The 13,323-nt window shown below is 71.0% G+C and carries 10 protein-coding genes; all 10 read left to right on the top strand.

Features of this window, described 5'->3' with window-relative positions; genetic code table 11:
• Positions 1–60 precede the first annotated feature (60 nt).
• The 10 genes from ACGFT2_RS33345 (at position 61) to ACGFT2_RS33300 (ending at position 13,302) form a co-directional block, all read left to right on the top strand.
• Positions 61–1,677 carry a carboxyl transferase domain-containing protein gene (locus ACGFT2_RS33345; RefSeq protein WP_393285850.1) on the top strand — a complete coding sequence of 539 codons (1,617 nt, stop codon included), beginning with the start codon at positions 61–63 and terminating at the stop codon, positions 1,675–1,677.
• An 11-nt stretch (positions 1,678–1,688) separates the two neighbouring features.
• A complete protein-coding gene (locus ACGFT2_RS33340; protein ID WP_393285847.1) occupies positions 1,689–3,776 on the top strand; it encodes an acetyl/propionyl/methylcrotonyl-CoA carboxylase subunit alpha in 2,088 nt (695 codons plus the stop codon).
• Complete coding sequence (locus ACGFT2_RS33335) at positions 3,773–4,714, top strand: hydroxymethylglutaryl-CoA lyase (RefSeq protein ID WP_393285844.1); 942 nt, start codon at positions 3,773–3,775, stop codon at positions 4,712–4,714. The genes ACGFT2_RS33340 and ACGFT2_RS33335 overlap by 4 nt, the downstream gene beginning before the upstream one ends.
• A gap of 5 nt (positions 4,715–4,719) precedes the next feature.
• Complete coding sequence (locus tag ACGFT2_RS33330; protein ID WP_393285842.1) at positions 4,720–5,880, top strand: acyl-CoA dehydrogenase family protein; 1,161 nt, start codon at positions 4,720–4,722, stop codon at positions 5,878–5,880.
• A gap of 290 nt (positions 5,881–6,170) precedes the next feature.
• The gene (locus ACGFT2_RS33325) at positions 6,171–7,217 is read left to right on the top strand and encodes an ABC transporter substrate-binding protein (protein WP_393285839.1); all 1,047 of its coding nucleotides are present in this window, start codon (positions 6,171–6,173) and stop codon (positions 7,215–7,217) included.
• 49 nt (positions 7,218–7,266) lie between these two features.
• Positions 7,267–8,112 (top strand): siderophore-interacting protein, encoded by an 846-nt coding sequence (locus ACGFT2_RS33320; protein ID WP_393285836.1) that lies wholly within the window; start codon positions 7,267–7,269, stop codon positions 8,110–8,112.
• Positions 8,113–8,296: 184 nt separating this feature from the next.
• A complete protein-coding gene (desA, locus tag ACGFT2_RS33315) occupies positions 8,297–9,739 on the top strand; it encodes a lysine decarboxylase DesA (RefSeq protein WP_393285834.1) in 1,443 nt (480 codons plus the stop codon).
• Entirely contained in the window at positions 9,723–11,000 is a 1,278-nt protein-coding gene (locus ACGFT2_RS33310; protein ID WP_393285833.1) for a lysine N(6)-hydroxylase/L-ornithine N(5)-oxygenase family protein, read from the top strand. The genes desA and ACGFT2_RS33310 overlap by 17 nt, the downstream gene beginning before the upstream one ends.
• The gene (locus tag ACGFT2_RS33305; protein WP_393285830.1) at positions 10,997–11,536 is read left to right on the top strand and encodes a GNAT family N-acetyltransferase; all 540 of its coding nucleotides are present in this window, start codon (positions 10,997–10,999) and stop codon (positions 11,534–11,536) included. The genes ACGFT2_RS33310 and ACGFT2_RS33305 overlap by 4 nt, the downstream gene beginning before the upstream one ends.
• Complete coding sequence (locus tag ACGFT2_RS33300; protein WP_393285828.1) at positions 11,533–13,302, top strand: IucA/IucC family protein; 1,770 nt, start codon at positions 11,533–11,535, stop codon at positions 13,300–13,302. Before ACGFT2_RS33305 ends, ACGFT2_RS33300 begins: the two co-directional genes overlap by 4 nt.
• The last annotated feature ends 21 nt before the right edge of the window (positions 13,303–13,323 follow it).

The following is a 13,323-nucleotide window of genomic DNA, read 5'->3' as shown; positions in this document are numbered from 1 at the left end:
CCTAAAGGAAATGGTTAACGCTCATTAACTGGTTCGATCACCGTGTGAGGGGACCGCAGGATGCACGAGGCACCGGAGCTTCACAGCGCGGCAGATCCCGCGTCGGAGGCCTGGCGGGCCAATGAACAAGCCCATCTCGCACTCGTCGGGGAGCTGCGCGGCAAGCTGGCCGCGGCGGCGCTCGGCGGTGGCGAGCGGGCGCGCGCCCGGCACACCGCGCGCGGCAAGCTGCTGCCGCGGGACCGGGTGGACACACTGCTCGACCCGGGCTCGCCGTTCCTGGAGCTGGCCCCGCTCGCGGCGGACGGGCTGTACGACGGGCAGGCACCCGCGGCCGGGGTGATCGCCGGGATCGGGCGGGTCAGCGGGCGCGAGTGCGTGGTCGTCGCGAACGACGCCACCGTCAAGGGCGGCACGTACTACCCGATGACGGTGAAGAAGCACCTGCGCGCGCAGGAGGTGGCCCTGGAGAACCGGCTGCCCTGCGTCTACCTCGTGGACTCCGGCGGTGCCTTCCTGCCGATGCAGGACGAGGTCTTCCCGGACCGCGAGCACTTCGGGCGGATCTTCTACAACCAGGCCCGGATGTCCGGCGCCGGGATCCCGCAGATCGCGGCCGTGCTCGGTTCGTGCACGGCCGGTGGCGCGTACGTCCCGGCCATGAGCGACGAGGCCGTCATCGTCCGGGGCCAGGGCACGATCTTCCTCGGCGGGCCCCCGCTGGTGAAGGCCGCCACGGGTGAGGTCGTCACCGCCGAGGAACTGGGCGGCGGCGAGGTGCACTCCCGGATCTCCGGGGTCACCGACCACCTCGCCGAGGACGACGGTCACGCCCTGAGGATCGTCCGGAACATCGTCGCCACGTTGCCGGCCCGGCAGTCCCCGCCCTGGGACGTCCAGCCGTCCGTCGAGCCCAAGGTCGACCCCTTCGGGCTCTACGGCGCGGTCCCCGTGGACTCCCGTACCCCCTACGACGTACGCGAGATCATCGCGCGCCTGGTGGACGGTTCCCGGTTCGCCGAGTTCAAGTCCGAGTTCGGGCAGACCCTGGTCACCGGGTTCGCCCGGATCCACGGTCACCCGGTCGGGATCATCGGCAACAACGGCATCCTGTTCTCCGAGTCCGCCCAGAAGGGCGCCCACTTCATCGAGCTGTGCGACCAGCGCGGCATCCCGCTGGTGTTCCTGCAGAACATCTCCGGCTTCATGGTCGGCAAGGACTACGAGGCGGGCGGCATCGCCAAGCACGGCGCCAAGATGGTGACGGCGGTGGCCTGCGCCCGCGTGCCGAAGCTGACGGTCGTCGTCGGCGGCTCGTACGGCGCCGGGAACTACTCCATGTGCGGCCGGGCCTACTCCCCGCGCTTCATGTGGATGTGGCCCAACGCCAAGATCTCCGTCATGGGCGGTGAGCAGGCCGCCAGCGTTCTCGCCACCGTCAAGCGCGACCAGCTCGAGGCGCGCGGCGAGGAGTGGCCGGCGGACGCGGAGGACGCCTTCAAGGCACCCGTCCGCGAGCAGTACGAGCGCCAGGGCAACGCCTACTACGCCACCGCCCGGCTCTGGGACGACGGCGTGATCGACCCGCTGGAGACCCGTCAGGTGCTGGGCCTCGCCCTGACCGCCTGCGCCAACGCGCCACTGGGAGATCCCCAGTTCGGCGTCTTCCGGATGTGAGGAGGGGAACCGTGTTCGACACAGTGCTGGTGGCCAACCGGGGCGAGATCGCCGTACGCGTGATTCGTACGCTGCGCTCGCTGGGCGTGCGCTCGGTGGCGGTCTTCTCCGACGCCGACGCCGACGCGCGGCATGTGCGGGAGGCCGACACGGCGGTACGGATCGGCCCCGCGCCGGCCGCAGAGAGCTATCTGTCGGTGGAGCGGCTGATCGAGGCCGCCGCCCGCAGCGGCGCGCAGGCCGTCCATCCCGGGTACGGCTTCCTCGCCGAGAACGCGCGGTTCGCGCGTGCCTGCGAGGAGGCGGGGCTGGTGTTCATCGGCCCGCCGGCCGACGCGATCGCGTTGATGGGCGACAAGATCCGGGCCAAGGAGACGGTGCAGGCGGCCGGGGTGCCGGTCGTCCCCGGTTCGAGCGGCAGCGGGCTCTCCGACGCGCAGCTGGCCGACGCCGCCCGCGAGATCGGCACTCCCGTGCTGCTCAAGCCGTCGGCGGGTGGCGGCGGCAAGGGCATGCGGCTGGTCCGTGAGGTGGACGCGCTGGAGGAGGAGATCGCCGCCGCCCGCCGGGAGGCCCGTGCCTCGTTCGGCGACGACACCCTGCTGGTGGAGCGGTGGGTCGACCGGCCCCGGCACATCGAGATCCAGGTGCTGGCCGACGGCCACGGCGGCGTGGTCCACCTCGGCGAGCGCGAGTGCTCGCTGCAGCGGCGCCACCAGAAGATCATCGAGGAGGCGCCGAGCGTGCTCCTCGACGAGAGGACCCGGGCCGCGATGGGCGAGGCGGCCGTCCAGGCGGCGCGCTCGTGCGGGTACCGGGGCGCGGGCACGGTGGAGTTCATCGTGCCGGGCGGGGACCCCTCCTCGTACTACTTCATGGAGATGAACACCCGGCTGCAGGTGGAGCACCCGGTCACCGAACTCGTCACCGGGATCGACCTGGTGGAGTGGCAGCTGCGGGTGGCCGCCGGGGAGCCGCTGGGCTTCGCGCAGGAGGACGTGACGCTGAGCGGGCACGCGGTCGAGGCCCGGATCTGCGCCGAGGATCCCGCCCGCGGCTTCCTGCCCTCCGGCGGGACCGTCCTGCTGCTCGACGAGCCCGGGGGCGACGGCGTGCGCACGGACTCCGGGCTCAGCGAGGGCACCGAGGTGGGCAGCCTGTACGACCCGATGCTGTCCAAGGTGATCGCCCACGGCCCCGACCGCGCGAGTGCGCTGCGCAAACTCCGGGCGGCCCTCGCGCAGACGGTCACCCTGGGCGTGCAGACCAACGCGGGCTTCCTGCGCCGGCTGCTCGCCCATCCGGCCGTCGTGGCGGGCGAGCTGGACACCGGGCTGGTGGAGCGGGAAGTGGACGGGCTGGTGCCCGCGGAGGTGCCGGCGGAGGTCTACGCGGCGGCGGCACTGCTGCGGCACGCCGCGCTCGCGCCCACCGACGGCCGGGGGAACCCGTTCGCCGCCGCCGACGGCTGGCGGCTGGGCGGCGAGCGGGCCTGGACGCCGCACCATCTGCGGGTGCCGGGCCGGGAGCCGGTGACCCTGCGCGTGCGCAGCACGCCGGACGGCGGCACCGAGCTGCTGCCGCCCGGCGCGCACGCGCCTCTGCGGGGCTCGGGCATCGTGGCCGCGCGGCGCGGCGCCGAGCACCGGTACACCTTCCGGCTCGACGGCGTCACCCACACCTTCGCGGCGCTGCCGGACGGCACCTGGCTGGGCCGGGACGGTGACGCCTGGCAGGTGCGCGACCACGATCCGGTGGCCGCCTCGCTGAGCCGCGCGGCCCATGCGGGCGCCGACTCGCTGACCGCGCCCATGCCCGGCACGGTGACCGTGGTGAAGGTGGCCGTGGGCGACGCGGTGACCGCCGGGCAGAGCCTGCTGGTGGTGGAGGCGATGAAGATGGAGCACGTCATCTCCGCCCCGCACGCCGGGACGGTCGCCGAGCTGGACGTCACGCCGGGCACGACGGTCGCCATGGACCAGGTGCTGGCCGTCATCACACCCGAGGCCGAGGCGGACCAGGCGGCGGCCGTCATCGCGGCCGAGGCCGCCATGGACCAGGTGCCGGCCGTGGAAACGCCCGAGGGGGCGGCACGGTGAGCGCCGAGGGACTGCCCATGGTGGTACCCGCCGAGGGCCTGCCCGCACGGGTGCGGATCCATGAGGTCGGTGCGCGCGACGGGCTGCAGAACGAGAAGACGGTCGTACCGACCGAGGTGAAGGCGGAGTTCGTCCGCAGGCTGGCCGACGCCGGCCTGAAGACCATCGAGGCGACCAGTTTCGTGCGCCCCGAGTGGGTGCCCCAACTGGCCGACGCCGAGCGGCTGTACCCGCTGGTGCGGGACCTGGACGCCGCTCTTCCGGTGCTGGTGCCCAACGAGCGGGGGCTGGAGCGGGCGCTGGCGCTGGGCGCGGAGCGCGTCGCCGTGTTCGCCAGCGCCACCGAGTCCTTCGCTAAGGCCAACCTCAACCGCACGCTGGACGACTCGCTGGCCGTGTTCGAGCCGGTGGTACGGCGCGCCAAGGCCGAGGGCGTGCATGTGCGCGGGTACGTGTCCATGTGCTTCGGCGACCCGTGGGAGGGCGCGGTCCCGCTCCACCAGGTGGCCCGCGTCTGCGGGGCGCTGCGGGACATGGGCTGCGACGAGCTGAGCCTCGGCGACACGATCGGCGTCGCCACCCCGGGCCACGTCCACGAACTGCTCAGCCTCCTGAACGAGCAGGGGGTGCCGACGAACGTGATCGGCGTGCACTTCCACGACACCTACGGCCAGGCGCTCGCCAACACGTACGCGGCGCTGGAGCACGGCGTGACGACCGTGGACGCCTCCGCGGGCGGCCTCGGCGGCTGCCCCTACGCCAAGTCCGCCACCGGCAACCTCGCCACCGAGGACCTCGTCTGGATGCTGCACGGCCTCGGCATCGAGACCGGGGTCGACCTCGGCCGTCTGACCGCCACCAGCGTGTGGATGGCCGAGCGGCTGGGCCGTCCCAGCCCCTCCCGTACCGTCCGCGCTCTCTCCCACAAGGAACAGTGATCAGCATGGACCACCGCCTCAGCCCCGAGCTGGAAGAACTCCGCCGTACGGTGGAGGAGTTCGCGCACGACGTCGTGGCACCGAAGATCGGCGACTTCTACGAGCGGCACGAGTTCCCCTACGAGATCGTCCGCGAGATGGGCCGCATGGGGCTGTTCGGGCTGCCGTTCCCGGAGGAGTACGGCGGCATGGGCGGCGACTACCTGGCCCTCGGGATCGCCCTGGAGGAACTGGCCCGGGTGGACTCGTCGGTGGCGATCACCCTGGAGGCCGGGGTCTCCCTGGGCGCCATGCCGATCCATCTGTTCGGCACCGAGGAGCAGAAGCGCGAGTGGCTGCCCCGCCTGTGCACGGGCGAGCTGCTCGGCGCCTTCGGCCTGACGGAGCCGGACGGCGGCAGCGACGCCGGCGCGACCCGGACGACGGCCCGGCTGGACCCGGACACGGACGAGTGGGTGATCAACGGAACGAAGTGCTTCATCACCAACTCCGGCACGGACATCACCGGCCTGGTGACGGTCACGGCGGTCACCGGCCGCAAGCCGGACGGCAGGCCGCTGATCTCGGCGATCATCGTCCCGTCGGGCACCCCCGGCTTCACGGTGGCGGCCCCCTACTCGAAGGTCGGCTGGAACGCCTCCGACACCCGGGAGCTGTCGTTCGCCGACGTCAGGGTCCCGGCCGCCAACCTGCTGGGCGCGGAGGGCCGCGGCTACGCCCAGTTCCTGCGCATCCTGGACGAGGGGCGCATCGCCATCGCCGCGCTCGCGACGGGCCTGGCCCAGGGCTGTGTGGACGAGTCGGTCAAGTACGCCAAGGAACGGCAGGCGTTCGGCCGCCCGATCGGCGCCAACCAGGCGATCCAGTTCAAGATCGCCGACATGGAGATGAAGGCCCACACGGCACGGCTGGCCTGGCGGGACGCGGCCTCACGGCTGGTGGCCGGCGAGCCCTTCAAGAAGGAGGCGGCCCTCGCCAAGCTCCACTCCTCCACGGTCGCCGTAGACAACGCCCGCGAGGCCACCCAGATCCACGGCGGTTACGGCTTCATGAACGAGTATCCGGTGGCCCGCATGTGGCGCGACTCCAAGATCCTGGAGATCGGCGAGGGCACGAGCGAGGTGCAGCGCATGCTGATCGCCCGGGAGCTGGGGCTGGTGAGCTGACCCCTCTTCCGGCCGGCGCCCCGTCGCCGGGGCGAAGCCCGTCGCCCAGTTCGGCGAAGAACGCCCAGGTGCCCGGTGGTCTCCTCCACCGGGCACCGCTCGTCGGCGAGCTTCTCGCCGGCCGGGCCCGGACGAACGAGGGCGGGTGCGGCGGGCCGAGGTGCCGGGGCAGCCGGTCGCCGTCGGCACAGGCGGGTTCCCCGGGGGCTGAACATCAAGTGAGGTTAGGCTAACCTGCCCTCTGAACCTGTCCGGCGGGCCGATCGCCCCGGTCGAAAGCAGTCACATCCATGTCCCATGCCCGTGCCACCCACCTTTCTCGCCGCGGTCTGCTCGCCGCGGGCGGCGCCCTCGGCCTCGGTGCCGCGCTCACCGCCTGCGGGGACGACAAGGGCGAAGACGCGGGCTCCGGCGAGGAGAAGAAGGCCGCCGGGTCCGGCCCCTGGTCCTTCAAGGACGACCGCGGCACGACCGTGAAACTGGACGAGGTCCCGGCGAACATCGTCGCCTTCACCGGTGTCGCCGCCGCGCTGTACGACTACGGCGTCCAGGTCAAGGGCGTCTTCGGCCCGACGACGGCCAAGGACGGCAAGGCCGACGTCCAGGCCGGCGACATGGACGTCACCAAGGTGACCGTCATCGGCAACACCTGGGGCCAGTTCAACATCGAGAAGTACGCCTCCCTCGCGCCGGACGTGCTGCTCTCCACGATGTTCGACGGCAGCGGCACCCTCTGGTACGTCCCCGAGGAGTCGAAGAAGAAGATCGCGCAGCTGGCGCCCAGCGTCGGCATCTCCGTCTACGACCGGCAGCTGCCCACGTCGCTGCAGCGGATGTGGGAGCTGGCCGAGTCGCTCGGCGGCGACATGAAGGCCGCGAAGGTCACGGACGCCAGGAAGCGTTTCGAGGACGCGTCCGCCCGGCTGCGCGCCGCCGCCAAGGCGAGGCCCGAGATCAAGGTGATGGCCGGCTCCGCGAGCGACCCGCTCTTCTACGTCTCCGGCACCAACCTCTCCGTCGACCTGGAGTACTTCAAGGCGCTCGGCGTGAACTTCGTCGAGCCGCCGGAGAGCGCCAAGGCCCGGGGCGGCGGCTGGTACGAGTCGCTGAGCTGGGAGAACGTCGACAAGTACCCGGCCGACGTCATCATGATGGACGACCGTAGCTCGACCATCCAGGCCTCCGACATCTCGAAGCCGACCTGGAAGAAGCTCCCCGCGGTCAAGGCCGGCCAGGTCATCGCCCGGTCCCCCGAGCCGATCCTGTCGTACGACAAGTGCGTGCCGCTGATCACGACCCTCGCCGAGGCCCTGGAGAAGGCCAAGAAGGTCTCCTGACCCCCCGACAGCCCTGGCGGAACCTGAACCCCACTCCCAGGAGCCACACATGACGACGGCCGTAGCCGCCCCGTTCCGTTTCTTCTCCCTCCAGGTCGTACGGACGAGGCGGCTCGGCCCGTCGCTGGTCCGGGTCACCTTCGCCGGTGCCGATCTGCACGCCTTCCACTCCCACGGCCGGGACCAGTCCCTGTCGCTGTTCCTGCCGCACCCGGGCCAGAGCGAGCCCGCCGTCCCGCTGGAGCTGGGCGACGGCTGGTGGCAGGGCTGGCGCGAACTCCCGGACGGCGTACGGGCCGTGATGCGCTCGTACACGCTGCGGGCGCTGCGCCGGGACCCCGACGAGATCGACATCGACTTCGCGCTGCACGGGGTCGGCCCCGGCTCCTCCCCCGCCCCGGCCGGACCCGCCTCCCGCTGGGCCTCCCGCGCCGCCGCCGGCGACCGCGTCCTGCTGCTGGGCCCGGCCGTCGCCGACAATCGCGCGATCCGCTTCCGCCCGCCCGCGGACACCGACGCCGTCCTCCTCTGGGGCGACGAGACCGCCGTACCCGCCGCGACCGCGATCCTGGAGTCGCTGCCGGCCGGCACCCGGGTCCGCGCCTGGCTGGAGGTGCCCGAGGCGGCCGACATCCAGGACGTGCCCACCGAGGCCGACGCGGAGATCACCTGGCTCGTACGGCACGCCGGGTCCCCCACGGCCGTCGACGCCCTGCGGGCCGCCGAACTCCCCGCGGCCGAAAGGCCGTACGTGTGGCTGGCGGGCGAGTCCGGCCAGGTGAAGGCGCTGCGCCGGCACTTCGTCGGGGAGCGCGGGATCGACCGGCGCCGGGTGACGTTCGTAGGGTATTGGCGGCAGGGGATGACGGAGGAGCAGTTGCGAGCCGCGGAGTAACGGTCCGCCGAGTGACGGCGGTCGTGCGGGGTTGCGTTTCCACGCCATGGATTTAGGTTAGGCTAACCTAAGTTAAAGCGGCCGGCCTTCGACGCCGCTCCTTCCACTCTCCCGCCTCTCCCGCCTCTCCCGCCGCCCCCGCCCAGCGTTCCCCGCACGGACTGTCCCCTCGGAGGACCCCCACATGCGCTCGCATCTGCTCAATGGCCTCACCGCGGAGCAGTACCGCCGCTCCGTGACCGATGGAGTAGAGCGGGTGGCGGCCAAACTCGCCACCACCGACCGTCCGTTCACCGGTGTGACCGTGGACGCCCTCAGCCCGCGCATCGACGCGATCGACCTCGACCGGCCGCTGGGGGACATCACGGCCGTCCTGGACGAACTGGAGGACGTCTACCTGCGGGACGCCGTCTACTTCCACCACCCGCGCTACCTGGCCCACCTCAACTGCCCGGTCGTCATCCCGGCCGTGGTCGCCGAGGCCGTGCTCTCCGCGGTCAACTCCTCCCTCGACACCTGGGACCAGTCGACCGGCGGCACCCTCATCGAGCGCAGGCTCGTCGACTGGACCACCGCCCGCATCGGCCTCGGTCCGTCGGCCGACGGCGTGTTCACCTCCGGCGGCACCCAGTCCAACCTCCAGGCGCTGCTGCTGGCGCGCGAGGAGGCCAAGACGGACGACCTCGCCGCCCTGCGCATCTTCGCCTCCGACGTCAGCCACTTCAGCGTGAAGAAGTCCGCCAAGCTGCTCGGCCTCGGCCAGGACTCCGTGGTCTCCGTGCCCGTCGACCACGACAAGCGCATGCAGACGGTCGCCCTCGCCCGCGAGCTCGAGCGCTGCGAGCGGGACGGCCTGGTGCCCATGGCCGTCGTCGCCACCGCCGGCACCACCGACTTCGGCTCCATCGACCCGCTGCCGGAGATCGCGGAGCTGTGCGAGCAGTACGGCGCCTGGATGCACGTGGACGCGGCCTACGGCTGCGGGCTGCTCGCCTCCGTGAAGTACCGGCACCGCATCGACGGCATCGAGCACGCCGACTCGGTCACCGTGGACTACCACAAGTCCTTCTTCCAGCCCGTGAGTTCCTCTGCCGTGCTGGTCCGGGACGCGGCCACCCTGCGCCACGCCACCTACCACGCCGAGTACCTGAACCCGCGCCGGATGGTGCAGGAACGCATCCCCAACCAGGTGGACAAGTCCCTGCAGACCACCCGCCGCTTCGACGCCCTCAAACTGTGGATGACCCTGCGCACGATGGGCGCCGACGGCATCGGGCGGCTCTTCGACGAGGTCTGCGACCTGGCACGGCAGGGCTGGCAGCTGCTCGCCGCCGACCCGCGCTACGACGTCGTCGTCGAGCCCGGCCTGTCCACCCTCGTCTTCCGCTACATCCCGGCGGCCGTCACCGACCCGGCCGAGATCGACCGCGCCAACCTCTACGCCCGCAAGGCCCTGTTCGCCTCCGGCGACGCCGCGGTCGCGGGCACCAAGGTCGGCGGCCGCCACTACCTGAAGTTCACCCTGCTCAATCCCGAGACCACGACGGCCGACATCGCCACCGTCCTCGATCTGATAGCCGGCCACGCCGAGCAGTACCTGGGAGAGTCCCTTGACCGCGCGTCCTGAAGCCCCGAACCACGTCCACGACTTCGTGGGGATCGGGCTCGGCCCCTTCAACCTCGGCCTCGCCTGCCTCACCGAGCCGATCGCCGAGCTGGACGGCGTCTTCCTGGAGTCCAAGCCCGACTTCGAGTGGCACGCGGGAATGCTCCTGGACGGCGCCCACCTGCAGACCCCGTTCATGTCGGACCTGGTCACCCTGGCCGACCCGACCTCGCCGTACTCCTTCCTCAACTACCTGAAGGAGAAGGGCAGACTGTACTCGTTCTACATCCGCGAGAACTTCTACCCGCTGCGGGTCGAGTACGACGACTACTGCCGCTGGGCGGCGAACAGACTGAGCTGCGTCCGCTTCGGCACCACGGTCGCCGAGGTGACGTACGAGGACGAGCTGTACGTCGTGCGCACCCAGGCCGGTGCCGTCTACCGCGCCCGCCGCCTGGTCCTCGGCACCGGGACCGCGCCGCACCTCCCCGACGCCTGCCGGGACCTGGACGGCGACTTCATCCACAACTCCCGCTACGTCCACCACAAGGCGGAGCTGCAGCGCAAGAGGTCGATCACCCTGGTCGGCAGCGGCCAGTCGGCGGCGGAGATCTACTACGACCTGCTCAGCGAGATCGACGTCCACGGCTACCAGCTGAACTGGGTCACCCGATCGCCGCGCTTCTTCCCGCTCGAGTACACCAAGCTCACGCTGGAGATGACCTCCCCGGAGTACATCGACTACTTCCACGCGCTTCCGGAGGACACCCGCTACCGGCTCACAAGCCAGCAGAAGGGCCTGTTCAAGGGCATCGACGGCGACCTGATCAACGAGATCTTCGACCTGCTCTACCAGAAGAACCTCGGCGGCCCGGTCCCCACCCGCCTGCTCACCAACTCGGCCCTGCAGACGGCCCGCCACGAGAACGGCGGCTACGTCCTCGGCCTGCGCCAGGAGGAGCAGGGCAAGGACTACGAGCTGGCCACCGAGGGCCTGGTCCTCGCCACCGGCTACCACTACGCCGAGCCGGCCTTCCTGGCGCCCCTGCGAAGCAGGCTGCGCTACGACTCGCAGGGCAACTTCGACATCGGCCGCAACTACGCCATCGACGTCACCGGCCGCGGGGTCTTCCTGCAGAACGCCGGCGTCCACGCACACAGCATCACCAGCCCCGACCTGGGCATGGGCGCGTACCGGAACGCGTACATCATTCGCGAGCTGCTCGGCAGCGAGTACTACCCGGTCGAGAAGTCCATCGCCTTCCAGGAGTTCGCCGTATGACCACGAAGGACCTGACCTTCACCCTCCGCCCCCTCGACCCGCTGAAGGACGCCGGGGTGCTGCACGGCTGGGTCACCCACCCCAAGGCCGTGTACTGGATGATGCAGGACGCGAGACTGGAGGACGTCGAGCGGGCCTACATGGAGATAGCGGCCGACGAGCACCACCACGCCTTCCTCGGGCTGTACGACGGGGAACCCGCCTTCCTGATGGAGAAGTACGACCCCGCCCACCGCGAGTTGGTCGGGCTGTACGAGCCGCGGCCTGGCGACGTCGGCATGCACTTCCTGGTCGCGCCCGCCGACACGCCCGTGCACGGCTTCACCCGGGGTGTCATCACGGCCGTGATGGCCCACCTCTTCGAGGACCCGGCCACCGAGCGGGTCGTCGTCGAACCCGACGTCGGCAACAGGGCCGTGCACGCGCTGAACGAGGCCGTCGGGTTCGTGCCCGAGCGGGAGATCCGGAAGCCGGAGAAGAAGGCGCTCCTGAGCTTCTGCACGCGCGAGCAGTTCACGAAGGCGGTGACCGCGTGACCCCCACCGACGCCGTGGCCCATCTGTCCCCCGAGCGCTGGGCGACCGCCAACCGCCTGCTCCTGTCCAAGGCACTCGCCGAGTTCGCGCACGAGCGCCTGATCACGCCCGAGCGGGAGGGCGACCGGTACGTCGTGCGCAGCGACGACGGGCTCACCGCCTACCGGTTCGCCGCCGCCCGCCGGGCGCTGGACCACTGGGAGGTCGACGGCGAGTCGATCACCCGGATCCGCGACGGCGGCGAACTCCCCCTCGCCGCACTGGACTTCTTCATCGAGCTGAAGAAGACCCTGGGGCTGAGCGACGAGATCCTGCCCGTCTACCTGGAGGAGATCTCCTCCACCCTCTCCGGTACCTGCTACAAGCTCACCAAGCCCCGTGTCACCTCCGCGGAGCTGGTGAAGAGCGGTTTCCAGGACATCGAGACCGGGATGACCGAGGGGCACCCCTGCTTCGTCGCGAACAACGGACGCCTCGGGTTCGGCATCCACGAGTACCTGTCGTACGCGCCGGAGGCCGCGAGCCCCGTCCGGCTGGTGTGGCTCGCCGCGCACCGCTCGCGGGCCGCGTTCACGGCCGGGGCCGGCATCGAGTACGAGGGCTTCATCCGGCAGGAGCTGGGCGAGGAGACCGTCGAGCGGTTCCACCGGACGCTGACCGAGCGCGGCCTGGACCCCGCCGACCACCTCCTGATACCCGTCCACCCCTGGCAGTGGTGGAACAAGCTCAGCGTCACCTTCGCCGCCGAGGTGGCCCGCGGTCACCTCGTCTGCCTCGGCGAGGGCGACGACGAGTACCTGGCCCAGCAGTCCATCCGGACGTTCTTCAACTCCAGTGCCCCGCACAAGCACTATGTGAAGACGGCCCTGTCGGTCGTCAACATGGGCTTCATGCGCGGTCTTTCGGCCGCCTACATGGAGGCGACGCCGGCGATCAACGACTGGCTGGCCCAGCTGATCGAGAACGACCCGGTGCTCAAGGCGACCGGTCTGACGATCATCCGGGAGCGCGCGGCCGTCGGCTACCGGCACCTGGAGTACGAGCAGGCCACCGACCGCTACTCGCCGTACCGCAAGATGCTGGCCGCGCTGTGGCGGGAGAGCCCCGTGCCCTCGCTGCGGGACGGCGAGTCCCTCGCCACCATGGCCTCGCTGCTGCACGTCGACCACGAGGGCGCCTCCTTCGCGGCCGCTCTGATCGAGCGCTCGGGCCTGGCGCCGGCGCAGTGGCTGCGGCGGTATCTGAACGCCTACTACACCCCGCTGCTGCACAGCTTCTACGCCTACGACCTGGTCTACATGCCGCACGGCGAGAACGTCATCCTGGTGCTGGCCGACGGGGCCGTGCAGCGGGCGGTCTACAAGGACATCGCCGAGGAGATCGCGGTGATGGACCCGGACGCCGTCCTGCCGCCGGAGGTCCAGCGGATCCGGATGGAGGTCCCGGAGGACAAGAAGCTGCTGTCGATCTTCACGGACGTCTTCGACTGCTTCTTCCGCTTCCTCGCCGCCCGGCTGGCCGGCGAGGGCGTCCTGGAGGAGGACGACTTCTGGCACACGGTCGCCGAGGTCACCCGCGAGTACCAGCAGGCGAACCCGCAACTGGCCGACAGGTTCCGGCAGTACGACATGTTCGCCCCGGACTTCGCGCTGTCCTGCCTGAACCGGCTCCAACTGCGGGACAACAGGCAGATGGTGGACCTCGCCGACCCCTCCGGCGCGCTCCAGCTGGTGGGCCGGCTCGACAACCCCCTCGCCGGGTTCTGAACCCGCACGGACGCACGGGCA

This window comes from Streptomyces sp. NPDC048514 (assembly GCF_043199955.1).
In the GTDB taxonomy this organism is placed as follows: Bacteria; Actinomycetota; Actinomycetes; order Streptomycetales; family Streptomycetaceae; genus Streptomyces.
The sequence above is the reverse complement of the archived record's forward strand: the minus strand, read 5'-3'. Positions and strand labels throughout refer to the sequence as shown.

Coding starts and splice junctions, on each gene's coding strand:
- ACGFT2_RS33305 (WP_393285830.1), top strand. CDS start 10,997: ATGACCACGAAGGACCTGACCTTCACCCTCCGCCCCCTCGACCCGCTG.
- ACGFT2_RS33330 (WP_393285842.1), top strand. CDS start 4,720: ATGGACCACCGCCTCAGCCCCGAGCTGGAAGAACTCCGCCGTACGGTG.
- ACGFT2_RS33325 (WP_393285839.1), top strand. CDS start 6,171: ATGTCCCATGCCCGTGCCACCCACCTTTCTCGCCGCGGTCTGCTCGCC.
- ACGFT2_RS33345 (WP_393285850.1), top strand. CDS start 61: ATGCACGAGGCACCGGAGCTTCACAGCGCGGCAGATCCCGCGTCGGAG.
- ACGFT2_RS33320 (WP_393285836.1), top strand. CDS start 7,267: ATGACGACGGCCGTAGCCGCCCCGTTCCGTTTCTTCTCCCTCCAGGTC.
- desA (WP_393285834.1), top strand. CDS start 8,297: ATGCGCTCGCATCTGCTCAATGGCCTCACCGCGGAGCAGTACCGCCGC.